The organism is Desmospora activa DSM 45169, from assembly GCF_003046315.1.
Classification (GTDB): Bacteria; Bacillota; Bacilli; order Thermoactinomycetales; family DSM-45169; genus Desmospora; species Desmospora activa.
Map to the genome: position 1 here is coordinate 567,362 of NZ_PZZP01000001.1, position 23,115 is coordinate 590,476.

A 23,115-nucleotide genomic window follows, 5' to 3' on the forward strand; every position below is an offset into this window, starting at 1 on the left:
GAGGTGCCCCGGAATGTCGGATACCAGCTTTATTGTCTCGGAAGAGGACTGGTCGCTGCACCGTAAAGGTCATCAAGACCAAATGCGTCACCAGGAGAAGGTAAAGGAAGCGATCAAAAAAAATCTGTCCGATCTCATCTCAGAGGAGAGCATTATCCTCTCCGACGGCAAGAAAATGGTCAAAATCCCTATTCGCTCGATGGAGGAGTATAAATTTCGCTTTAATTACAATAAGGGGAAGCATGTGGGTCAAGGAGACGGAAAAAGCAAGGTCGGGGATGTAATCGGACGGGAACCGGTAAAAGGAAAACCGGGTCAAGGGCAAGGAGCGGGGGAAGACCCCGGCCACGATTACTATGAAGCGGAGATCTCGGTGGAAGAGCTGGAGCATATGCTCTTTTCCGAGATGGAGCTGCCACGGTTGCAGGAGAAAGAGCTGCATGAGTTAGAGACTCAGGATATCCGTTTCAATGATGTGCGTAAAAAAGGCTTAATGGGCAATATCGATAAAAAACGAACCCTCCTCAACGCGTTGAAGCGAAACGCGCAAAAAGGTCACAAAAGCTTTGCCCCCATATCCGATGAAGACTTGCGCTTTAAGACCTGGGAAGAGATCGTTGTTCCCCATTCCAACGCCGTTGTGATCGCCATGATGGATACTTCCGGTTCCATGGGCATTTTTGAGAAATACATCGCCCGCAGTTTTTTCTTTTGGATGACGCGCTTTTTACGTACACAGTACGATAAAGTGGAAATCGTTTTTATCGCCCACCATACCGAGGCCAAGGAAGTGTCCGAAGACCATTTCTTCAGCAAAGGGGAATCAGGCGGCACCATCTGCTCCTCCGCTTACCGCAAAGCCCTGGAAGTGATCGACGCCCGCTATCCACCACACCGCTACAATATTTATCCCTTTCACTTCTCCGACGGCGATAACCTCACCTCCGACAACGACCGCTGTATCAAGCTGGTGATGGAACTGATGAAACGGTCCAATATATTTGGTTACGGTGAGGTAAATCAGTATAATCGCCACTCCACCCTCATGAGCGCCTACAAACACATCTACGATCCCAAATTTATGCATTATGTGATCCGGGAGAAAGGGCAAGTGTATGAGGCGTTGAAGCATTTTTTTGGGAAGAAGGAAGGTGAGGCAGTATGACCAATCCCCCACTTCTCCGAATGGAGGGGTGGGGGATTGGTTGTGTGCCCGGCATGGACACGTTCTCTAGGGTGAAAGTCTCGAACGGCGAAGGCAGCAGTATTTCAAAAGTAGCTAGCGAGTATAAAGCACAGTGCCAAAGAAAAAAACGAACATGGGTAGACCTTCAGTAGATCCCAGAAAAACAATCAATGGCGTCCTCCATGTCCTTAAAACAGACCGCCCCTATACTGACATGCACCGAAAATACGGCTCACCAACCACCTGTTGGCGATGATTGCAACGGTGGACGGGAGATGGGACCGGGATCGATTCAAAATCTGTACCTCTACTTTTGAGCGCCGAAAGCGCTGCTCACCTAAGCGTGGACGACCGATCAAGCTTAGTACCAGTTATCATCATCGTTGGAAAGTGGAAGGATGCTTTGCTTGGATGGATAATTATCACCGCTTGATTGTCCGTTATGAAGCGTCATTCTGAGCTTTATCGGTCTTTTTGTCTACTTGCACTTATTTTATGGTATGTTAATCGACTTCAGAAATAGATTCTATTGTTCCAACTATTTTTTACGCTTGGAAAGGAGAAGAGCGGAACATCATCTTCCTTTTAAGAAGACTACCCGTCAGCGATACAATGGTCGGCCCCTGAGCTATTCCTTTTTTTCTACAATTAGCATGTGTCTAGGGTCTTGTGGGATAGGTTACATATCTCCTCCTAAGTGCCCCCGTGTTCTACACAGATCATAGAGGTTATTGATTTATGGAAGTAACCATTAAAATCACATTATAGAAAATAAATTGAATTTACCTGTTTACAATATTTCAATCATTTGATAGTATACTAAATGATTCCTGGCTCCTCAAAAAATAGGAAAAAGGTGATAATATTGAAATTTCAATTGGATGTAACTGAACTTGAAAAAATGGAAAAAGATCTCTCGATTGAAGAGATTCAAGCAATTGCTATTCCTGGAACCACAGGTAATACTGAAGGTGCGGCGTCAGTAGGATCAACGTTGCCTGTTCCTCCTTATTTCTGGTTTACTTGCTCTGCTTAACCATAAGATAATCTGAAGCTAAGAGCAGAAAAGGGGCCAGGAACAATTTTGCTGGAAGGGTTGAAGTATATGAGTAGAGACGAGGAAATTTACTTTTATTCCCAAAATAGTTTACAATTGAAATCTGATAATTGGATTTATACTCCCTTCCAAAATTGGCTCATCAAATTTAAAGAGAAACGAGTGCTTATAAGAGGGGATGAAGGGGTACATTCGTGGATTAGCTTAGTTATAAAAGCTATGAAATCTGGTCCATTTTATATATTAGAATATGAGGATGATAGTATCAAATTGGGTTATTATCATAGAGGGCAAATCGGTTGCCCCTTATGTTTCCTCGAATATCATAGTTCATATTGTTTCAATGATGTCTTTGACTGGAGTATAATTCAAAAAATATTTGATGCTGTTCAAAATAAAATTAGGTTTAATGGATTATATAAAATTTGGATGTTAAGTAGTAATGGATGGAGGGAAAGATCTGCCTTTCCTCACTATCAATGTAGAAACTGTGCGTCCTATTATGTAATTAGAGAAAAAAAAGAGGAACCGTTAATTTTTAAGGGTTACCAATCATTAGAGAGAGAATGGAATCTTAATATATTAAAAGATATTTTAGAGTTTATTCCAATTAATTCGCTCAGTCCTTTTTCAAAAAAGGAAGTCTATAAGATAGATCAAGTGTTTGTAACAAGGATAAAGATTACGGGTGAAGGAAAAGTAAACTTCGGTATTGGAAGGAGCTTTGATAGACGACAATCAGAAATAATAGCATTATTGGAGTCGTTAGAAAGAATTTCCTTATACAGCGCTTTTAGTAATGAAGATGCATTTATTAAATCCTCTTGGAAACAGATTGATAAGGCCATTCATCCGGATCAATTTTTTGCTATTCCTCTATCAAAGCCTTTTTATGAAAATCAGAAATATCAATGGATGGAAGGTTATTCACTTCGTCAGGGAAAGGTTTATGTTCCAGTTCAGTTTGTGTATTTAGAAAGCAAAAACAAGTCGAATGAACAGCGCTTTTATAGGGCTACTTCAAACGGAACAGCAATAGGTGGAACAATAAAAGAAGCTATTATTTTCGCATTAATGGAATATATGGAAAGGAATAATGCTTTAAGAGCTTGGCTTAATAAAGATAACCTCGTACGACTGCCATTAGATTACTTTATACATAGTAAAGAAATTAGTTACTTTATCGATTTTTTTACAAGTAATCAAAAAGCTAAACTATTAATTCTTCTTACAGGAAGGGGAGTTTTTATAACTGTATGGGTTCATTTAACTTGGGGAAAATATGTGTTAAATTCGATTGGTTCCGGTAAAAGCTTAGAGGAAGCTGTCTTAGGTGCTTTAATTGAGTTATTTACTGGATATATAAATTTTAGAGAATTAGATCAACGACAACACCAGCGATATAAGGTGTTGCAAAAGAAAGAAGTAAAGGTTTCAACAATGGAAGATCATGTATTGTATTATCGTGAAGCGATTGAAGATTTCTCTTTTCTTTCATCGATTCCCATGATTTCACCCTCCCATTTCTTTAAAAGTTCATTGATCACATGGGAAAATTTGTTGCAACAGTTACCAGGTGATGTAATAGTGGTTGATTTGACCCCTTCAATTTTTGAAGTATTGGATATTCCACTTTATGTAGTGAAAGTACTAATCCAAAATTCATATGATTACAGAGTTGGGGATAATTCGCTTAAAGTTCATCCATTTTTGTAAGATGGGAGAAATGAATAATGAATCAACTGTTTTCGAGACCTGTTGTAAGATTATCGCCAGTTCCTATAAATACTTTAGATCGGTTAGTCCTAAAAAACACCCTTTATGTTTATCAGGAAAGAAAAGCCCTTTATTCCCGTATGATACACCTTAGCAACTCTATTTGTTCTGAACTGTATCAGGAAATCAAAAAAGAAAAAGATCCGAAAAGAAAAAAAAGATTACTTAAATGGAAGCGGAAGATAGGGTTAATTAAAAAGGTGGAACAGACGGAAGAGGATGCGGACGTTTATACTGCTATTTTGAAAAAATGGAATAAACAATTGAATGAAATAGACCGACTGGATCAAATATTAAAACAAACCTTCGAGTGGGAGTGGGAAGAAAAAAGAAGAACATTACAGGAGTTAGCTGGAATACCGGAATTAATGAGAGCAATCGCACTAACAAACACCGATCTGATTGATAAATGGGAGAAATATAAATCCATACCTGTTGATCAACAAAATAAAAAAATGAGAAAGATAGAAAGAACAGTAACCATGCTTTTAACCAGGATGATTGCCAAAACAAGCCCTTTTAGTTCATTAACATTAGTAGGGGAAGGACAATGGAGAGATGAATTCAAAATAACTTCTTTATCTTGGTATTTCACAAAGGAATTTAATCATTCAGTTTCCGAATATTTGTGGAGCATTTTGGTCGATAGATTAAAATATTATGTTCCCTTAAAAATCAATCCATTTCTAACAGTGAAAAATAATTATATGCATTATGTTATGATAGATCAGCAAATTCACCAATGGAAGTTCATTGTTCAAAAAGAAAAAAAGGTATCTCTCCCTATACAACCATCATTGGCTAAGGTTTTTCAAAGCTTTATGGAAAAAGATCTCATGTCTATAGAGGAATTTTCTCGACTGACAATTGAAAATGGGTCAATGGAAGAGAGAGAAAAAATACATCAGTATTTGAATAAGCTTATTAAACTTCAAATATTGAATGTACACTCCCCATTCAACGAAAAGAACTCAGACTTTTTAAGTCAGATAATTGATGCATTGTCACAAACACAAAAGAAGTACTTCATTGACATAAACTACGTTATTAGAAGAGTAAAAAAGATGCGCGAACTTATTCAAAAAAGTGATATCGTGACTACTTTACAGGAGTTAAAACAGGAGTGGGAATCACTCGTTGATCATCTTGAAATAAACGGCGGTATGACACCTAACTCAGAGTCTTTCTTTTACGAAAACTGCTATTTAAATCAACCTGTGTGGCTACCCAAAACTAATTTCGAGGAATTTTCTGAAAATATTAGCGACCTGGAGTCGATGCTTGTATTGTTTGACTCTCAAATTCCTTTTAAACTGTTGATTAGGGAAATATTTATTGAGATGTATGGTAAGGATGGGGTATGTGACGACTTATATTCCTTTCAAAATGTTGTTGAGAAGGTGACGAGAAACAGTAACTTAAGGAAGGAATATCTTGGCAGAATTGATGACTACAAAACATGGATTTCATTAAGAAATAAGTTAATGGAGTGGATAGCAGACCACCTTCAAGATGATATTGAGATTGATCCCTCGATATTACGTGAAATCCATCATGAACTATCCGATACATTAATCCAATTTCAGCCACAATCCTGGTCTTACTTTATACAACCTTCTTCAAATAGTTTTGTTGTAAACAGGATTTCTGACGGTTATGGGCGCTTTATTAATCGGTTTATGCAACAACTATCAAAGGTCAGTCAATTTTCTTATTCTAATGAAGTCCGACGGATAATTAAAGAACTAGACAAAGACGTAATTTATGCTGAAATAAGTGGTGTTTTTGGATTTAATGCCAACGTTCATCCAGAAATAACAGAATATGAATATGTTTATTCAGGAACAAATTGCAATAAAGTATTGGAGAAACAAATTCATTTGGAGGAATTAAGTCTCAGATATGACTCAAAAAAAGATCAGCTATATTTCTTTTCAAAAAAGAAAGGGAAAAAGGTATGTTTATTATACCTAAAAACACTTAATTTAGGTTTAGTTCCACCTATGTTTCGATTTTTGATATATCTAACGCAAATATTTAATCCCCGTTTAGTGTTTCACGATTACTTATACGATTTTCTTGAAAAAGGTCCTGTGATGAAATTACCACGAATTCGTTTGGGAAATATAGTGTTGCAAAGACAACAATGGTGGGTTGATAAAGAGGCTTTTATGAATGAATTTGAAAAAGGATTAGGAGACAAGTTAAATAAGTTTATACAATTTCGAGATTGGATAGAACATAACAACTTGCCAGACAAGTTTTATTTACAATCCAATCCACGCTTTCAGCATGTTTCGGAAAAATATCAGGATGGTATGAGAAAACCTCAATATATTGATTCAAGGAGTTTTCATATGGTTCAGGTCTTGTTTAATCAGATTCAGGTCATGCATGAGGGATTTATTCTTGAAGAAGCACTTCCAAATGAAGATCTTCCATTGCAGGTTAATGGAGAGGGTCATATGTGTGAACTTTTGATCGAAATATATAGAAAGAAGGAGGGCAACTAAATTGGGTTGGAAAAGTTATCACGTTTTTTACCATGATGAAGATAAGATGGATGAGCTTTTGTGTTTTTTAAAAGAACACTTTCTGGATAAAGTGATAAGGAAACGGTATTTCTTTTTTATTCGCTATTGGAAGGGTGGACCACATTTGCGCTTACGTATAAAAGAACTGTCAGATGAAGAAGAAAAAACATTTTACCATGTAGTAAATCATTTTTTTTATAAAAATCCAAGTGAGGTTACTTTGAATAAAATAGAATTTTACCACCGTTATCAAATGCTTTTGGATAAAGAAACGAAATACATGGAGTGGTTTGCCAACCACTCCATTCATCAGATCGATTATATTCCAGAGCTTCGGCGATATAACGGTCCAAAGGTAATGGCGCTAAGTGAAGAGCAGTTTACTTATTCTTCAATGTACATTTTAGAGATATTGCAGCGAAGAAATATTAAAAGCTATAAGGATCGCTATAAATTTGGTCTGCAATCCATTATATATATGGTTCGCAGTATGAAATTGTCTCTTCAAAAGCAAATTGATTTTTTGCGTTCCTATTGTATCGGTACTATTACGGCATATCTGCCCAATCAAATTGATGCTGTCTTATTTAAATTTAGTAACTTCTACAAGGAAAATGAGTCGGTATATCGCAGTTTTTTAAAAAATAGTTGGATGAATGACCATCCATCTTTTTATAAACAGTATCTTCTTTTTTCCAAAGAGATTAAGAATCACTATGATCAAGGGGATTTTATATACAACAATATAAAGATCCAATCAATCGAAGATTGGCACCCGAAAGAAACCGCTGTTGGTCAAACCTATTGGTCTTGGATTCATATGCATTCTAACCGATTAGGTATATCTCCGATGACAGAGGCTGAGATCGCTTTTCAATTAAGTCATGCTTTAGATTCAGTGAGGAGGGAAAACAATGAAATTGCAGTCAATTAAAATCTATATGTATGATTATTCATCGCATGATAATTTCATTAGAGAAAAATTAATTCCATTAAACCAATCGGTTCATGTACGAAGTTTTCTTCGAAGAGGATGGAAATATGGTCCCCATTTGGAATGGTGTATGAAGCAGGAAGATCAATCGTTAGAAAATCTTATACAAGAATTGTCGAAATGCCTAACTAAATACAAAGTGGATTCGGAATTTGATGAAACATCCTGGTTGCATCGATCCCAACATCTCAAACTATTTGAATTGGATAAGGAGGAAATAATTGAAATTAGGGAGGATTTAACATTAGAAATATCCATCCCTCGATTTAGAACAGATATATGGGGAGAGAAAGGAACTCAATTATTAATCAAGTATTATCTGGGTACGGGAGAAGCCATGTGGAATATGTTGAATAATGATATTAACCGTTTTACAAAAGCGATTTCCATGATGTATTCAGCTACTAAGGTATTGGGTGATCCTGATCGCCATCAATTAAGTTATCGTTCTCATGCAGAAGCATTTTTGTATCGTTTTGATAAGAACGATGTTATAAGAAACCAGATGGAGGAGCAATACCAACTAAACAAATATGAAATGACAAAAATAATGAAAGGAATCGAGGAGAATAGATGGGTATCACAATGGTGCTATATATTTGATGAGTTGTTAGTGAATGCCCATCAGTTATTCGAGCAGAAAGAGCTGAAAATGCCTGATGGGGATTTATTTATGAAGATTGTAGGGGAACACGGTTGGAAAACGGGCTCCGCTAATATTCCAGGGTATTTTCACCAGTTTTTATTATCACTTCCTCGTTATAATCAAGAAACACAAACCCTGTCTTTTCAAGTGAAACGGTTGATTCTGAACTTTCTTTACCAAAGTTTTGTGCAGTTGGGTATTACACCCGTAGAAAAATTTTTTATGTGTTATTCTTATGCTAGATGGTATGAGGACGAATTGGGTGTTGATTGGAAGAGCCAACTTACATCTCTATACGGATGAATTTACAAGAAAGGCCGGAGGAATATATTGGGGAATAATTTACTGGATGTCGAATTCCTTTGTGTTGGGTTAGATGGTAAGCCAATCATTAGAGATGTATCGTTTTTATTAAAACCGGGGGAAATTTGTGCCTTAATTGGTCATAACGGAGCTGGTAAGTCGATTACCATGAAGTCGATCATGGGATTGTACAAAAAAACAACGGGAAGGATCTGCTTGAATGGTTTTGACCAAGACAAAGAAATCATGAAATTTAAACAACAATTGACATATATACCGGAAGAACCGATGGTATTCCCGGAATTAACGATACGGCAACATTTTTTACTGTATTCAACCAGCTATGGAGTAGCTGAAAACGATTATCAAAATAAAGTGGATTATTATGCCCGCATCTTTGATTTGAAGGATAAGCTGGATGAATTTCCGCACAATCTATCAAAAGGCATGCGTCAGAAGGTAAACGTGATTAGCAATTTATTAGTCGATACGCCTTTACTCCTGGTCGATGAACCTTTTATCGGATTGGATATCCATGCAACACAAGCCCTTCAAGATGAATTGTTTCAGCGAAAAAAAAGGGGATTGAGTATCCTGTTAACGTCACACCTGCTGGATCGTATTAGAGAGTTATGTGATCGATACGTACTTTTAGTAAATGGAGCAGTGAAGGAAACAGGGGCAATTGGCCAATTAAAAAGTATAGAAAGAAGAATGACTCATGAGTAGAAAAACAGCTTGGGTGGTTCGATACATCTTCATGAGTCGCTTGAGTCGGATTCTTCACATATATAAGCGGGTATGTTTAATCCTTTTTGACTGGGTCAGCTTGTTGTATCTGATTCCCCTAATAATCTTTAGCTTAATCATATTACGGGAAAAAATCGATACGTATTCCGGTTTTTCTTTGTATACACCGTCTATTTTGCTTATGGTTGTCCTTATATGGTGGGGAATCGTTTTATTTCAGGCGTTGATTAGCCCGCGAATCAAAGTGACCTCTGCTGAATTTTTACTGCGTTTTCTTCCTGTCAGTATGGAAAAAGTGTTACGTATGCTTTTTGGATATCAGCACATCATTCGTTTTTGCCTGTGGAGCTTGATGATATCCTTGGTATATTTCCTAGGTATGGTGTCTTGGTTAGAGGGTTTTTGGCTTTTAGGGATTATTGTGTTGGTGGATGGAGGCACAGGGGTTTATCAATGGTTGGTTTTCCAACGGTCCTTTTTTGTCCGATTGATGTATTTATTATGTATTGGACTGTTGCTAGTGGTTGCCTTTGGAATATCCTTGACTCATATTGTTTCGCCAAAGTGGATGGTGTTTTTTATATGTATCGGTTCTTTTATCGTCATATGGGCGGGTTTATATTCTCGTTCTATGATCAATGATATTGAATGGGGAAAAGTGATTTCCTATGGCGATGAGAAGGTATGGAATCCTTTTATTGTCAAACTGATTACGGGAGTGGGATTTCAACAGCCGTCTTTTCTAGTTTCTCATAAAAAGAAACAGTCTGTTCTGCCTCTTCCATACTGTCTGAATATCGTTATAAAACATTACTGGAAAATACGATTTTTGGAAAAACCATCCTCCTTGGTTTATATTATTACAAATACTCTGGCTATACAGGTATTTTTATGCCTTCATCTGCCTGTATGGTTCGGTATACTTTTGTCGTCATTGGTGTTGATATTTTTGTTGGTATTAATGTTTCAAGATGGGATAAAACAAAACGAATTACTTGTTCTTCCTGTAAAAGCGGATGAGCATGTACAGGGTTTTTGTAAGGCCGTTTACTGGATTCCTTTGCTATTTTCTAGTTTTTCGGTTGTTCTTTTCTTTTTTCAGGGTTATAACTCATTTTTTTCTATTTGCTATGCAGGAGCATCTTGGGGAGGGCAAATTCTTTTATTAAAAAAAATATTAAAGGTTCACCTAATAAGTATTTATACGAAAATCCCGTTCAAGAAGATAAAAATCTTGAGGTGGATTTTGGTTTATGGTGTCTACCTGGGTGTCATCTTTAAGGTGTTTTCTCTATTCAGACTTATATAGCCCTAAAAGAGAAAAAGAGATGGGGGTAGGTAAATAAAGGACAATGAGAACTGGATCAATGCAAAACCCAGAATCCCCACAAATACGGGATTTGGGGTTTTTGCATATCCAAACGGAGAATCATACAACATCCAATCCCGCAAAAGCCACGACGTCTCAGATCCAAAGCATCCAGCGCGGTCCGGACACGCTCTTTGAGTTCCGCCTGAAGTATTTTCGGGGTGCAAAGACAGGGCTTGTTCGCTCCCACCAGGATGGAATCCCCCACTTCTCCGAATGGAGGGGTGGGGGATTGGTTTGAAAGGAAGCAAATTAGAAGGGAATGGGGAAGGATTGCAGTAAAATAAGAATAAGAAACCTAACAAACATTGATAATGATTGGGTGGAAAAAGATGGAGCGTTATTTTCGGATATTAGATGGTGGTCGCTCGGTTATTTTGGAAGAAAAGTCGCAATCCCAGGTGATATCTTGTCAAGACGTTGGCGATATGATTCATCAAGCCAAAAGTGTGTATGGTAGTGGGGCTGAGCGCATTTTATTTGTCCTGGATGAAAAGGGGCCTCATTTTAGTGACTACGTGACCCAATTCGAGCATGAAGGGTTTTCGCGAAACAAGAGGCGTGTCATGGTACACAAAGACCTTTCTGATCTGAGCGATGTCACCACTCCATTTATGATGAAACGCATGCCGGAGTCTTCCTTTCGGGAAATATGTGCACGAACGATGAGTCAGTCCCCGTATGCCTCAGTGTCGGTATCCGAGTGGTTGGAGCAGATGAAAGGGGAACTGGGAAGCAACTATACAAACAGTTTGCTAGGTGTGTTTGAAAACGGAACGGCGATCGGAATCACCATGCCGCATATTGAACCGCATACATTTGATGAGGGGAGACTTTTCTTTTTTGGTTTGGTCCCCGAAGAGAGAGGAAAAGGAAAAAGTGCTGTCATCCATCTACAATCACTGTCACTACTAAAAAGAAACTTTGGTGCAAGCACTTATATCGGGGCCACCGATAGAAACAATCGACCGATGTTACATGTCTTTGAGAAGAATGATTGTCGGTTGTTGAAGCGAGTTAGTGTCTATACTTGGGAAAATGATTCCCTGATATGAGATAGATAATCTTAATGTATAGCTTGATCCGGCAAGTGTCCAATGCGTTAAACTCTCACCTACCCGTTGCTGATTTCAATTGTTTTTTAAAGTCGGAATATACTTTCTGGAAATATGAAGCATTTGGGAAGTTAACTACATCACGAAGCTTGGGGGGGCTCTGTCCTTTTATCTGTAAGAGCAAAAATAAATTGACGCTACCTAAATATAAAAGTTATTCTGGATAGAGAAGGTCTTTAATTGAGGTGAACACTGCGCGATGAAGTATTCAAAAGCGACGAACTATGCTCTTCACACCATGCTCTTTCTTGCAGCAGCCACCCCAAATAAGTTTTTCGGTGTTCAGCAGTTGGCAGAGCGGCAAGCGGTTTCGCCTACGTATTTATCCAAGATATTAACCAAACTAGCTAAGGCGGGAATGATTGAATCCGCTTCAGGTGCCCATGGCGGATATCGGCTAAAGCGGGATTGGGAAGAAATTTCGTTCCTTGATATTATTCATGCCATTGAAGGTACAGCCTCTTTGTTCGATTGTGACTTGAACCATGGCCCCGACTGTTTGATTCAGAAGGTGATGGTATCGGCAGAAGAAGAAATGGAGGATTATTTGAGAAAACAAAAACTGTCGGAACTAGCCAAGAAAATAACGGTTGTTTTGTGAAGTGTGGCTATTTTTTTGAAGGTATTAGGGATATGCAGTATCTTTAAAGTCTATTAAAAATAATCTCCGTTTGATTTTTACCACAGCGAATGGAAGTAAAGTAGTCATCGGCATCAATATGGAACCGACCTAAAAGCAGATATTATTTATTTGCAAACCATGAATAAAAGGGGAGACGCATCATGACCAACGAATTTTTTAATGACACCGTTTGGGAAAAAGCTTGGAAGGAAGATCCGCATACAGCAGTGAACAAGATGAAAAAAGCCGGAATTGACCCCGTGCACGTTTTTGACCATCGGGCAAAGTCATTCAATGAGCAGGCGTTTAACGAAGAAGGCAGGCAAAGAACAAAATGGATTATGAATTGGTTGGAAGGACAGGGTGTTACATATGAAGATACTTCTATTTTAGACATTGGAGCGGCCTCGGGCGGATTTACGGTGCCGTTTGCAAAGCGTGGGGCCAATGTTACCGCCGTGGAGCCTAATCCTCCTATGGCCGAGCTGTTAAAAGAAAATAGTATAGGCATAACAAACGGGAAGGTTGAGGTTGTGGTTGAGCCGTTCGAAGAGATTGATCTTCAAGCAAAGGGATGGAGGAAAGCTTTTGATTTCGTATTTGTCTCCATGTGCCCGGTTATTGTCGATTGGGAAAGTGTGGAGAGGGTGCTGAGCTGCGCACGACAGTTTTGCTATATCAGTCTATCTGCCGGCTCCAGGGAGCACAGTCTGGTGGATGAGATTTGGCCTCTGGTTACAGATCAGCCTCTAAAAACCGAATATCTGGAGATGGCATATTTGCTCCATTTATTGTATCTGAAAGGCTATTCCTATGAGTCGCTAGTAACTAGGGAAATGAAAACCAAACAGGTATCCAGAGAAACGGCTCTGATGGAAGTGATGGATTGGCTGAAAAATTTTGATCTGCCTGCTGATCAGCGGAACCGGAAAGTCGTGGCGGAGTATTTGGAACGGACTTATCCGTCGGACAAGGTGGATATCCGGCAGGGCGGTCGTTTTGGCAAGGTGCTGATTCGATTGCAGGATCAGCACATGTACACCCGTCCATGATGTCACGATCTAAACTCGGTCAAAAGATTCATCAATTTTGCCGTAATGGATGTAAAAGAGGGGTCCTAACCCAGCTTTTAAAAAGAGAAAACAAAACGAACCGTGCTAAACGGCGTCTCACGGATGTATAAACTTGCGATTCACGATTCACATTATGTCCAGGTTGCGCACACACGCTTCTTGCTGGTAACCAGTAGGTGTTGCTTCAAAGGACTAAAACCATGCTGTAATCAATAAGTGATGCATTTTCATACATGTTGATTATGGATATTGGAGATCTGTGGAGGTGCTTAAGACATGGAACATCAACTTCTCGATGTGGCTATTATTGGCGGAGGCCCGGCAGGGTTGAACGCTGCCCTTGTGTTGGGGCGGGCGAGGAAAAATGTGACGGTGATCGATGAAGGCCGGCCACGCAACGCTGTGACTCGCGAGACTCATGGGTTTCTTACCCGCGATGGAACAAGTCCTAGTGAATTTCGGCGAATTGCAAAGGAAGAGAGCAGCGCCTATCCCTCGGTCTCTTTCGTGGAGGACACGGCCGTCTCGATAGCGGGAACAGACGGACATTTTCAAATTACGACTGCACAAGGAAAAGCCTTTGCCAGTAAAAAGCTGCTGTTTGCCGTCGGAATGAAGGATCGGACGTTGGACATCCCAGGATTGGCAGAGGTTTATGGGAAAAGCGCCTTTATATGCCCGTATTGTGATGGCTGGGAATTAAGGGATAAGCCTCTTGTCATCATTAGTAAGGGGGCTGACGTTATGCATTTCGCTCCACTTATATCCGGATGGACAAGCCGTTTTACCATTTGTACGAACGGCCCCGATGAACTGACGGACGAGCAACGCGAGGAGCTCCGCCGGCATCGTGTCCCTGTATTCGAAGCGCCGATCCGGTCTATCGACTCAGATGACGGGATCGTACGACAAGTCGTTCTTGAGGACGGGACGACCATACCGTGTACGGGGATCTTTTTTAAACCAGAGCTGGTTACGGGATCGGACTTACCGCGTGCCGTCGGATGTCACGTTTCAGAAGCGGGAACGGTTGCCGTCGATGACTTTGGAAAAACGAACGTTCCGGGCGTCTATAGCGCTGGGGATGTGGCATCACGACTGCATCAGGCCATTACTGCAGCCTCTATGGGCGCATTTGCCGCTGCGGCCATAAACAATGAACTGAATATGGATGCCTGGAAGCGAAACGAATGACGATATTTTGGCGATGATGCGAAAGGTGATAACTATTGATAAGTTTATTCGGATTCATCTTCATTGCAATTCCTGTTTATGGAAAAAGCGCCCTTCTAACTTCCTATTGGGAAGCGAAGGGCATACCTTCGATTGCCTTGATTCCTTCCGCGGTATTACTCGAAAATAGCAACTCCTTTTCTTCTAGGACCTTACTGACTCGTCGTAAAGTCGATCGGTGCTATGCCTTTCGCTTTCCACACGGTACCTCTTCGCTCGTACTCGAATAACGTTTCTACAGCATTCGCGATTTGGGGCCCTAACTCACGCTCAACCAAATACAAGGCCACGTCAAGTCCCGAAGTAACACCTCCTCCGCTCACAAGGCGTGGACCATCCTCAACGACTCTTGCCTGAACCGGAATGGCGCCGGCAGCTTCTAACGCATCCATACCGATATGATGGGTAACGGCATGTCTATCTTTCAACAAACCTTGCATCGCCAGCAGTAAAGAACCTCCACATACGGTAGCCACAGTGACTTCCTTATTGTCAAAAGCTTGTTTCATCAAATCCGGCAAGTCAGTTTCATTGGGTTGTCTTAATATATTCGGGATGGTATCTTCCGTATTTCCCGTCGGCTTACCCGCCGCTCCAGGCACCAAAATAATTCCCGAACGATTTGGGTCTAATGCGGTTTGCGCTTCGAGGGAGGGCCCATTCAAGCCGCTCGGGACAGAACGCTTCCCTTCTGCGGATACCAATTCCACTGTAACTTTCTCTCCGGAGTACATTCCCGCGGCAGCGAATACTTCATATGGTGCTGTTACATCCAGCAGATCGAAACCATCGAATAATACAATTTGGACATGCAACCTTTTGGCCTTGGATGCATCTTTAGTCTCTTTTATTTTCGCACTGGCTGTCGGGACAATTAGACTTAGAACTAAAACAAACGATAGGAGTAAGCTAAAAAATATTTTTGTACCCGTTCCTTTCGCGTAACTTAAAGTATAAAAGTCCCCGTACACTACATCAATCATGCAGAGGTGACGGGCAACTTTCATTTATGCAGAATTGGCAACCTCTCTGGATTGACCGATCGTTCTGATGATGATGTCAGGAATAATCAGCAGCAACACAATGGAGCCGTAAACGCCAATGGTATAGCTGGTAGCGTACATAAGACCGAATCCCTGATGAAACAGGGTGGTGATAAGGTGAATCACCATATTCGTAAAACAAAAGGCGTAACTGCGGATCATCCAGTTCCGGTGCCGGATGATTCGGTTCTTTTTGATTTGGATGAGCGCTGTTATGGTGATAAGCGGCCATATCATATTGATCAGATTGAACCCGATACTGCTGATTTTTCCTCCGGTGGCGTAGGGTGCCATATAGCCGGAAGTCAACACCACAAGAAGGACAGACACGATATAAACGTAACCGTTTATACGATGAAACTTACGGCTTTTTTTAAAAATGCGAGTCGAAAAGTTGAGTAGCCCCGAGGCCATGGCAATACAGGAAAATGCCACATGGACATACATTACTTTCAACCAGACTGGGAGATTAAGCTCACGCTTCAGTCCGGTTTTATGGCTTAAAAATTCTACGGCACCAGGATCGATCACATAATTTTTTATCAAGGCGTAAAGGATTAATAGAATGCTGACACAGGCTAAAAGATTGTGTAATATTTTCCATTTTCCCATCTGATCCAAAACCCCCGAGGCTATCCATCGTTATGATCCATACACCCTTCCGAGTTGGGGCGTGTCTAATAAATCCGTACAACGAAGCCCTGGTTCGGAATGGCTGTCTTCGTTTCGTTGCAAAAAGCACAAAAGCTCTCCGCCAGCCATACCATGCCTCCCCTTTGCTAACGGAAAATAGAAGGCCCTAGGAAACGCGTTTTCCTGTTAATTGTGATCCCGGCAGTAAACCAGCTTTGGCGATTCCGGTCATGTGATCGCCGTCGGCTACCACTTCGAATTTCAAATTTAAGCGCATGGGTTTCGTGATTGGAAGGGCCCAGGTAAGCTTGTTGTTCTGAAGCTTGGGGTTTATCAATTCGACCGTTTCATCTCCTTGTGTTGCCGTACCTTGGATCAACCCGTCTCTTGTCGAGATCGAGAGCTTGACCTGTAGTTTCCCGACTGGTGTAGCGATGGTTGTATCCCAATCCCCGTCGAAGAGAGAAGCCTGTGTAATTTTGCTATTCACGGTGCTGTCATTCGACGCTGACGTGTTTGTTGTGATTGGTTCGTTACCACTCCATGTCTGACTGTTAGGCGCCATTCCTGTTGCTCGCCAAACCGTCCCCCTCTGTTCAAATTCGAATAGCTGCTCTACCGCATGTGCGATACGTGGTCCAAGCTCACGTTCCACCAGGTACAGAGCGACATCGAGCCCGGAAGTGACGCCGCCGCCGGTAACCAGGTTACCGTCATCCACGACACGTGCTGGAACGGGAATGGCCCCCGTTGCTCCTAGTAACTCCATGCCCAGACGGTTTGTGACCGCTGGTCTGCCTTCCAGCAATCCTCCCATAGCCAGCACCAGAGAACCGCCGCATACCGTGGCGACTATGGTGTTTTTTTGCTCAAGTGCCTGCCCAATCAAACCCGTTAAATCTGTATTCATGGCTCGACCCAGAATAGCCGGGACCGAATCGGGGCCATCTCCTTCGACTTTACCGGACGCGCCAGGCACGAGAATAATGCCCGCCCGTTCGGGGTTCAATCTGCCGTTCGCTTCAATTTTTAACCCATTGATGCTACTAGTTACGGATCTCGGCCCTTCCGCGGTGACGAATTCTACGCTTAACGCGTTATCAGCATACATTGTAGCGGCGCAAAAAACTTCGTAAGGGGCAATAGCATCCAACAGGTCGAAGCCATCAAACAGCACAATTTGAACTTTTAGCATATATTCATCCTCCGTATCTTATTTAGTTAGAAGGTTTTCAGCCTGTGAGATTCCGCTTTGAACCGTCATCAGTCAGTTGTTTTTTAAGCCTATTTGAAGCCCTCCTTCATTTCTTTCTGCGTGGGTCGTGACTTTCCTCACGATCTTTGCCGTCCGTGTTGCAATCGAATCATAACAACGGAATATCTCAAATCGGGTCGTAAAAAGATCACAAAACAATCAAGAAAGCATCTCAAAACATGGGGTGGTTTAAAGAAATGATATACTTGGATTTGATGGAGGGATATTGATGAGTGTGATAAATACGATACTGGTTGTAGACGATGACCAACGTATCGTTGAATTGTTGAGGGATTTTTTGGAGAACGATCATTTTCAAGTTGTCACCGCTTGTGATACTACTGAAACATGGGCCTTGTTTCAACAGAGTGCCATTCATTGTATTGTTCTTGACATCATGATGCCGGGGCAAAACGGATTTGAGTTCTGCCGGCGGATACGGAAGGAAAGCAACGTTCCGATCCTGTTCTTGAGTGCTCGCAGCGATGATGTAGACAAGATCCGCGGACTGACTCTTGGCGGTGATGACTATATCGTCAAAACCGCTTCACCTGGCGAGATCGTTGCCCGTGTGAAGGCGGTTTTACGACGTACTGGCACGCAGCAAGCAAGCACGGCCAAAGTTTTGGACTTTGGCCACATCAAGCTCAATTTATCCACTCGTGAAGTGTTCGTTGATAATAAAAATGTCTCGCTCACGCCAAAGGAGTATGAGTTGCTGCGGTTATTTGCGGAACACCCCAGATATGTTTTTACCTATGACCAATTGCTCACAAAATTTTGGGATGGCATCGGCGATAAGCATACGATTCGCGTTCATCTGAGCCGTCTTCGCGAGAAGATTGAGTGCGATCCGGATCAGCCGCAATATTTGATCAACGTATGGGGTGTAGGGTATCGCTTTGAGGGGCGTATAACATGAGAAAGCTTCGTATTCGTACGCATTTCTTATTTGGCTTGGTGCTCCTTCTGCTACTGCCATGGGTGTTTTTTGTGGTGGCTCATCTCATAACGACCCAGTCGTTGGATATTCGTGCGGGTCGGCCGCATACGATACCCATGTTTGCGGCGTTCGCAGGTCTTCTGCTCGCTTTCTTTATTATAGGCATGCAAATGCAAAGGCTCCTTCTCCTTCCCCTTGAGCGGTTGAGTCGGGCGTCTCGTCAAATTGCTGCAGGCGATTGGGATGTACAGCTTCCCCACGCGACGATCAGAGAAATCGTCGAGGTTCATGATAGCTTTGAAGTTATGGTGAATGGACTTCAACGCTCGCATATGAGACAGACGGAGCTAGAGGAGGAACGAAGATACGTTATCGCTGCCGTCGCTCATGACTTGCGGACGCCGTTATTTGCCTTGCGTGGTTATTTGGATGGGCTGGAACAAGGCATTGCGCAAACACCGGATCAAATGACGAAATATGTGTCCGTTTGTAAGGAAAAAACGGCACAATTGGACCGGTTGGTTGAGGAGCTTTTCACCTTTACGAAAATCGAGTACCAGGAAGCCGAACGAAGTGAGAAAACGGCTGACTTTCATAACATTGTTCAGAAATCGATCGATAGCATAGAGCCGCAGGCGCAACAGAAACCGATCGCGATCGTTACCGATCACGCATCGGATAACTGTATGATTCATGCCGATTCACACTTATTGGAGCGAGCGATAAGTAATTTGCTGGATAATGCTGTGCGGTATACATCTGCATATGGGAAAATTTTCATTCAATATCGCCGAGAGGGAGACCGAATAACGTTCACGATCCATGATTCAGGGCCGGGCTTTGCGCTGGAAGATCTCCAACGGATCTTTGAGCCTCTTTACCGGGGGGAGCAATCGAGAAATCGTGCGACAGGAGGCGCCGGATTGGGGCTTACCATCTCACGGCGTATCATTCGCCAGCATGGAGGAGAGCTTACTGCAGACAACCACCCGGGAGGAGGCGCTGTCCTTTCAGGCTATCTACCTGCTGTTAATCGATAAGTATTCCGGAAGCTTGATGTAATTCGGGAAAGCGCAGGTTTTGAAGCACTTCGGCAAGAAGGAAGATGAGGGAATCACTCGCTGCTTCGGAAGGAGGGCCGGGGATTTCTTATTTTATGATTCAACACCCACTTTCATATCCAAAAGAAGATAGGCTAATCTGGTATAAATTACTAGTAATAAAAAGAATGGCAGTATGGTAATCTGATTTCTGTCCCAAATTGTATATGAAGAGGGTTACAGATGGGTTGGGCTGAGAAGGTTAAAGAAAATTTTAACCGGAGTTGTATCGTATGTGGAGAAAAAAACTGGAGTTTACAGGCTCACCATTTATATGCACGCCATTCATTTCCGGAGATTAAAAAAGATACACTGAATGGGGTAGCTTTGTGTGTAAAGTGTCATAAAAGGTATCACAGAGATTTTGGTAGAGGAAAAAACACTGGGGAAGAGTTTATAAAATGGATCGAATATTTAAAGGATCGAGGTGAGTTTAATATCACTGACCAAAAAATTACAACGCTATATGACCAGGTGCAAAAAATAAAGCAAAAAATAAAACCTAACTATAAACAACGATATTGGCAGGGGGATTCTACTAACAAAATGCAAACCAGGATACATAATGGCTTTATTGAAGAGAAAATTGAGGAAAGCGCGAAAAAACTTAATCTTCATTTGGAGGTTAAAGATAAAAGCGAAAAAGAGAAGGAAAAACTGCGAGCAGAATTAACCGATCGAATTTCCCTTAAAGATATTGCGAATGATTATGATGGATTTGTAAAGGTTGAAACGAATCTAACCCGTGCGGAGTTTGATTTTTTCAAAAAGTACTGCGATAAACTCGGTTTAACGGTCACTTTTGCTATGTATTTATTAATTAGGAATGAAATGGATGCTAAAATAGCTAAAGATTAATACCTCTGCTCCAAATGACTAATCAATACATATAATTGTGGTTGGTTCCTTCCAACAATATCTTTACCGAATCACCTGTTAGGGATGATGTCGCATAATAAGTTGGGCTATAGCAACTAAAAGCAGTTGATATTTCGAACTCTAGTAGGGACCATGGGATGTAGTTGAGGAATTGAACGCCTTCTCGTTTTTGAGGAGGCGATTTTTCTTATAGTAGCCGATCGATTTTTCCTTACGGTGGTGTTTGTTTTACGTGGATTTTACTTTTATTTAGTAATTTAAATATCAACCGGGTAATGGTCAAAAAGAGGAAAGGAGTCAATAGCATTAAAGGAACGCATTGTGACCCAAAGTTGATACAGGCAAGTATAAATCCCCCGCCTCTCCTCGGAGAGGCGGGGGATTTTGTGGTTTACCAATCGATTCCTATTCCCATCGGACTCCCAACCAATAGGTGATCGATTCCTTTCCATCATCTGATAGACGGAGTGCCCGTGAAGCGTCCGACTGGATTAACCATTTCTTTCTGAGAAGAAAGTGGAGAATTTCACTACCCAGCGCTCCGGCTAGATGATAGCGACGTTCACTCCAATCCAAACATTGGTGAGCAAAGGATCGTCGCTTTTTTAATGCTTTATTTACATCAATCCCGGACGCTATCAACTTTATCTTTCCCGTTTCAGTCAGAACCAGCTTTTTTTCTTCTGCCTCTGTCAACCATTTTTGATCCAATAATCCTTCCAACAACTTTACCCCGCACTCTCCCGCCAAGTGATCATAGCAAGTTCTCGCTTTTTTCAGCTTTTTTAACTGGGTGGATTGACGGAGCGAGCGAATTTCAGGTGAAGGTGTTGCCCCCAAAAAGGATTCCATCCACTGGGCCAACTCATTGGAAGTGAGACGGTAGTAACGATGGCGCCCCTGGTGGTCACACTCCAACAGGTCCCAGGATTGTAGCTTCTGAAGATGAAAAGAAGCGGTCTGTGGTGTGATGCCTGCCTGGTATGCCAACTCTCCGGCGGTGTGAAAGCGTCCGTCCAGCAGAACGGTTAGCATGGAAACGCGTGAGGGATCGCTGAACAAGCGGGCGATCTCAGGAAGTTTTGCATGGATCATGTTCGCTCTCCAATCTTTTTTGTAATCCATATTTCGATACCTATCGAGTTTTCCCTGCTTTATATTGGGGATGGAATAATTTACAGGAGTGATTTCGTTGAGCGATCATATGCAGATTAAACCAAAAATTCTCTACTATGGGACTCCGGTATTGCTTCTTAGCACCTTGAATGAAGACGGTTCCACCAATATTAGCCCTCTCTCCTCTTCCTGGGCTTTGGGCCCTTATATCATATTAGGACTGGGGATCGGTGGCAAAGCATTTGAAAATTTGAACCGAAATCCGGAATGTGTGATCAATCTGCCGGCTCAGCATTTGTGGGAGCAGGTGGAGAAGCTCGCCCCGTTGACAGGGAAACATCCGGTTCCGGAAATGAAACAGCGCATGGGTTTCCGCTATTGTAAAGCGAAGTTTTCCGAGGCAGGCTTTACCCCTCAACGTTCAGCAGTGGTTCGTCCTGAGCGGATTTGGGAATGCCCTCTTCAGATCGAAGCCCGGGTTAAGGCGATCCGGGTTCCATCTTATAGCGGGGAAATTGTTATTGTGGAGACGGAGAGTATTTGCGTTCACGCCAGTAAGGAGATTCTTACATCCGAGGGGTATATTGATCCAACCAAATGGAAACCGTTGATCTACAATTTCCGACATTACTTCGGTCTGGGATTGCCGATGGGGAAAACGTTTCGCGCGGAAGTGTGAGGGATTTGAGTTAATAACCGTACCATTGAGAAAACCCCGTCTTAAAAGCGGGGTTATTCCTAACGTGAAAGACAAAGGATAGTAATGGTTATCGATTTCCTCCTATGTTTGACAACCAATACCAACTTCTTTATTTCACAAGCTTCATCCGAATTCCCATGACGACTGCTTGTGTGCGGTCCTTGGCCCCTAATTTTTGAATGATACGGTGGATGTGTGTTTTGGTTGTACCTTCGGTAATGCATAAAATCTGCGCAATCTCATGATTCCGTTTACCGTAAGCCAACAACTGTAACACTTCGGTTTCACGCGCTGTCAATGTGTCGAGGAGACGTACTTTTTCAGTTTGATCAGACAGGTTCACATCGGGGTTCAATATTTGTTGGAGGGCGCGGTTGGCGGTGGTGCTGTTGAATAGCGTCGCCCCGCGGTAAATCGAACGTAAGCCCGTCAGCATTTCCTCGGTATCGGTGTCCTTCAATAAATAACCGACAGCCCCTGCACGAATTCCATCGAATACATATTTTTCCACATCAAAAGTGGTTAGGAGGATCACTTTTGTTTTGGGTAACGATTCCACGATCGATTTTGTTGCCATGATCCCAGTACCGTCTGGCATGCGGATATCCATTAAAACCATATCGGGGACGGTTTGCAAAGTTACGTCAATCGCTTCCTGGCCGGTCGCAGCTTCGCCCACTACTTGCATATCAGATTGGATGTCCAAAATGTAACGCAATCCATTTCGAATAAAAGGCTGATCATCTGCAAGCACGATTCGAATTTTCTTCTCGGTTTGCATAGAAGCT

Annotated in this window: 22 protein-coding genes; 17 read left to right on the forward strand and 5 right to left on the reverse strand. The window is 41.8% G+C overall.

Features of this window, described 5'->3' with window-relative positions; all coding sequences use genetic code 11:
- Positions 1 to 13: 13 nt before the first annotated feature.
- The 13 genes from yhbH to C8J48_RS02840 all read left to right on the forward strand — a co-directional run bounded on the left by yhbH (position 14) and on the right by C8J48_RS02840 (position 14,619).
- Positions 14 to 1,165 carry a sporulation protein YhbH gene (yhbH, locus tag C8J48_RS02780; protein WP_107724847.1) on the forward strand — a complete coding sequence of 384 codons (1,152 nt, stop codon included), beginning with the start codon at positions 14 to 16 and terminating at the stop codon, positions 1,163 to 1,165.
- Positions 1,166 to 1,298: 133 nt separating this feature from the next.
- Positions 1,299 to 1,442 (forward strand): transposase, encoded by a 144-nt coding sequence (locus C8J48_RS19315; protein ID WP_425430441.1) that lies wholly within the window; start codon positions 1,299 to 1,301, stop codon positions 1,440 to 1,442.
- Positions 1,443 to 2,051: 609 nt separating this feature from the next.
- Positions 2,052 to 2,222, forward strand: a complete 171-nt coding sequence (locus C8J48_RS18610; protein ID WP_170105090.1) for a hypothetical protein — start codon at positions 2,052 to 2,054, stop codon at positions 2,220 to 2,222.
- Between the two features lie 69 nt (positions 2,223 to 2,291).
- Positions 2,292 to 3,959, forward strand: coding sequence for a YcaO-like family protein (locus tag C8J48_RS02790; protein WP_146160437.1), 1,668 nt, complete (start codon positions 2,292 to 2,294; stop codon positions 3,957 to 3,959).
- Positions 3,960 to 3,976: 17 nt separating this feature from the next.
- The gene (locus C8J48_RS02795) at positions 3,977 to 6,532 is read left to right on the forward strand and encodes a lantibiotic dehydratase (RefSeq protein WP_107724850.1); all 2,556 of its coding nucleotides are present in this window, start codon (positions 3,977 to 3,979) and stop codon (positions 6,530 to 6,532) included.
- A gap of 1 nt (position 6,533) precedes the next feature.
- Entirely contained in the window at positions 6,534 to 7,487 is a 954-nt protein-coding gene (locus C8J48_RS02800) for a lantibiotic dehydratase C-terminal domain-containing protein (protein WP_107724851.1), read from the forward strand.
- Positions 7,468 to 8,496: a lantibiotic dehydratase C-terminal domain-containing protein gene (locus C8J48_RS02805; RefSeq protein ID WP_107724852.1), complete on the forward strand. Its 1,029-nt coding sequence runs from the start codon at positions 7,468 to 7,470 to the stop codon at positions 8,494 to 8,496. Before C8J48_RS02800 ends, C8J48_RS02805 begins: the two co-directional genes overlap by 20 nt.
- A 27-nt stretch (positions 8,497 to 8,523) precedes the next feature.
- Complete coding sequence (locus C8J48_RS02810) at positions 8,524 to 9,225, forward strand: ABC transporter ATP-binding protein (RefSeq protein WP_170105092.1); 702 nt, start codon at positions 8,524 to 8,526, stop codon at positions 9,223 to 9,225.
- On the forward strand, positions 9,218 to 10,555 hold the full coding sequence (locus C8J48_RS02815) for a hypothetical protein (RefSeq protein WP_107724854.1): 1,338 nt from the start codon (positions 9,218 to 9,220) through the stop codon (positions 10,553 to 10,555). The genes C8J48_RS02810 and C8J48_RS02815 overlap by 8 nt, the downstream gene beginning before the upstream one ends.
- A gap of 392 nt (positions 10,556 to 10,947) precedes the next feature.
- Positions 10,948 to 11,670, forward strand: a complete 723-nt coding sequence (locus C8J48_RS02825; RefSeq protein ID WP_107724856.1) for a GNAT family protein — start codon at positions 10,948 to 10,950, stop codon at positions 11,668 to 11,670.
- Between the two features lie 259 nt (positions 11,671 to 11,929).
- A complete protein-coding gene (locus C8J48_RS02830) occupies positions 11,930 to 12,331 on the forward strand; it encodes an Rrf2 family transcriptional regulator (RefSeq protein WP_107724857.1) in 402 nt (133 codons plus the stop codon).
- A gap of 182 nt (positions 12,332 to 12,513) precedes the next feature.
- Positions 12,514 to 13,404, forward strand: coding sequence for a class I SAM-dependent methyltransferase (locus tag C8J48_RS02835; protein ID WP_107724858.1), 891 nt, complete (start codon positions 12,514 to 12,516; stop codon positions 13,402 to 13,404).
- 297 nt (positions 13,405 to 13,701) lie between these two features.
- Positions 13,702 to 14,619 carry an NAD(P)/FAD-dependent oxidoreductase gene (locus C8J48_RS02840; protein WP_107724859.1) on the forward strand — a complete coding sequence of 306 codons (918 nt, stop codon included), beginning with the start codon at positions 13,702 to 13,704 and terminating at the stop codon, positions 14,617 to 14,619.
- Between the two features lie 191 nt (positions 14,620 to 14,810).
- On the opposite strand, the gene C8J48_RS02845 is transcribed toward C8J48_RS02840, so the two are convergent.
- The 3 genes from C8J48_RS02845 to C8J48_RS02855 form a co-directional block, all read right to left on the reverse strand.
- Positions 14,811 to 15,665 carry a DJ-1/PfpI family protein gene (locus tag C8J48_RS02845; protein WP_245891050.1) on the reverse strand — a complete coding sequence of 285 codons (855 nt, stop codon included), beginning with the start codon at positions 15,663 to 15,665 and terminating at the stop codon, positions 14,811 to 14,813.
- The gene (locus tag C8J48_RS02850; protein WP_107724860.1) at positions 15,666 to 16,313 is read right to left on the reverse strand and encodes a DUF2306 domain-containing protein; all 648 of its coding nucleotides are present in this window, start codon (positions 16,311 to 16,313) and stop codon (positions 15,666 to 15,668) included. It abuts the gene before it with no gap.
- A gap of 187 nt (positions 16,314 to 16,500) precedes the next feature.
- Positions 16,501 to 17,529, reverse strand: a complete 1,029-nt coding sequence (locus C8J48_RS02855; protein ID WP_107724861.1) for a DJ-1/PfpI family protein — start codon at positions 17,527 to 17,529, stop codon at positions 16,501 to 16,503.
- A 289-nt stretch (positions 17,530 to 17,818) separates the two neighbouring features.
- On the opposite strand from C8J48_RS02855, the gene C8J48_RS02860 reads away from it, so the two are divergent.
- From C8J48_RS02860 to C8J48_RS02870, 3 genes are all read left to right on the forward strand, one after another.
- Entirely contained in the window at positions 17,819 to 18,511 is a 693-nt protein-coding gene (locus C8J48_RS02860) for a response regulator transcription factor (protein ID WP_107724862.1), read from the forward strand.
- Complete coding sequence (locus tag C8J48_RS02865; RefSeq protein WP_107724863.1) at positions 18,508 to 19,572, forward strand: sensor histidine kinase; 1,065 nt, start codon at positions 18,508 to 18,510, stop codon at positions 19,570 to 19,572. The genes C8J48_RS02860 and C8J48_RS02865 overlap by 4 nt, the downstream gene beginning before the upstream one ends.
- Before the next feature lie 243 nt (positions 19,573 to 19,815).
- Positions 19,816 to 20,490 (forward strand): HNH endonuclease, encoded by a 675-nt coding sequence (locus C8J48_RS02870; protein WP_107724864.1) that lies wholly within the window; start codon positions 19,816 to 19,818, stop codon positions 20,488 to 20,490.
- A 426-nt stretch (positions 20,491 to 20,916) separates the two neighbouring features.
- Here C8J48_RS02870 and C8J48_RS02875 read toward each other — a convergent pair whose 3' ends face one another.
- Positions 20,917 to 21,606: an ArsR/SmtB family transcription factor gene (locus C8J48_RS02875; RefSeq protein ID WP_107724865.1), complete on the reverse strand. Its 690-nt coding sequence runs from the start codon at positions 21,604 to 21,606 to the stop codon at positions 20,917 to 20,919.
- A 109-nt stretch (positions 21,607 to 21,715) separates the two neighbouring features.
- On the opposite strand from C8J48_RS02875, the gene C8J48_RS02880 reads away from it, so the two are divergent.
- A complete protein-coding gene (locus tag C8J48_RS02880) occupies positions 21,716 to 22,306 on the forward strand; it encodes a flavin reductase family protein (RefSeq protein WP_107727555.1) in 591 nt (196 codons plus the stop codon).
- 130 nt (positions 22,307 to 22,436) lie between these two features.
- Here the strand turns inward: C8J48_RS02880 and C8J48_RS02885 are convergent, their stop codons facing one another.
- Positions 22,437 to 23,108 (reverse strand): response regulator transcription factor, encoded by a 672-nt coding sequence (locus C8J48_RS02885; protein WP_107724866.1) that lies wholly within the window; start codon positions 23,106 to 23,108, stop codon positions 22,437 to 22,439.
- Between the last annotated feature and the right edge of the window lie 7 nt (positions 23,109 to 23,115).

Coding starts and splice junctions, on each gene's coding strand:
- C8J48_RS02845 (WP_245891050.1), bottom strand. CDS start 15,665: ATGAAAGTTGCCCGTCACCTCTGCATGATTGATGTAGTGTACGGGGAC.
- C8J48_RS02850 (WP_107724860.1), bottom strand. CDS start 16,313: ATGGGAAAATGGAAAATATTACACAATCTTTTAGCCTGTGTCAGCATT.
- C8J48_RS02875 (WP_107724865.1), bottom strand. CDS start 21,606: ATGATCCATGCAAAACTTCCTGAGATCGCCCGCTTGTTCAGCGATCCC.
- C8J48_RS02835 (WP_107724858.1), top strand. CDS start 12,514: ATGACCAACGAATTTTTTAATGACACCGTTTGGGAAAAAGCTTGGAAG.
- C8J48_RS02880 (WP_107727555.1), top strand. CDS start 21,716: ATGCAGATTAAACCAAAAATTCTCTACTATGGGACTCCGGTATTGCTT.
- C8J48_RS02865 (WP_107724863.1), top strand. CDS start 18,508: ATGAGAAAGCTTCGTATTCGTACGCATTTCTTATTTGGCTTGGTGCTC.
- C8J48_RS02815 (WP_107724854.1), top strand. CDS start 9,218: ATGAGTAGAAAAACAGCTTGGGTGGTTCGATACATCTTCATGAGTCGC.
- C8J48_RS02885 (WP_107724866.1), bottom strand. CDS start 23,108: ATGCAAACCGAGAAGAAAATTCGAATCGTGCTTGCAGATGATCAGCCT.
- yhbH (WP_107724847.1), top strand. CDS start 14: ATGTCGGATACCAGCTTTATTGTCTCGGAAGAGGACTGGTCGCTGCAC.
- C8J48_RS02860 (WP_107724862.1), top strand. CDS start 17,819: ATGAGTGTGATAAATACGATACTGGTTGTAGACGATGACCAACGTATC.
- C8J48_RS02830 (WP_107724857.1), top strand. CDS start 11,930: ATGAAGTATTCAAAAGCGACGAACTATGCTCTTCACACCATGCTCTTT.
- C8J48_RS02855 (WP_107724861.1), bottom strand. CDS start 17,529: ATGCTAAAAGTTCAAATTGTGCTGTTTGATGGCTTCGACCTGTTGGAT.
- C8J48_RS02790 (WP_146160437.1), top strand. CDS start 2,292: ATGAGTAGAGACGAGGAAATTTACTTTTATTCCCAAAATAGTTTACAA.
- C8J48_RS02825 (WP_107724856.1), top strand. CDS start 10,948: ATGGAGCGTTATTTTCGGATATTAGATGGTGGTCGCTCGGTTATTTTG.
- C8J48_RS02840 (WP_107724859.1), top strand. CDS start 13,702: ATGGAACATCAACTTCTCGATGTGGCTATTATTGGCGGAGGCCCGGCA.
- C8J48_RS02795 (WP_107724850.1), top strand. CDS start 3,977: ATGAATCAACTGTTTTCGAGACCTGTTGTAAGATTATCGCCAGTTCCT.
- C8J48_RS02805 (WP_107724852.1), top strand. CDS start 7,468: ATGAAATTGCAGTCAATTAAAATCTATATGTATGATTATTCATCGCAT.
- C8J48_RS02870 (WP_107724864.1), top strand. CDS start 19,816: ATGGGTTGGGCTGAGAAGGTTAAAGAAAATTTTAACCGGAGTTGTATC.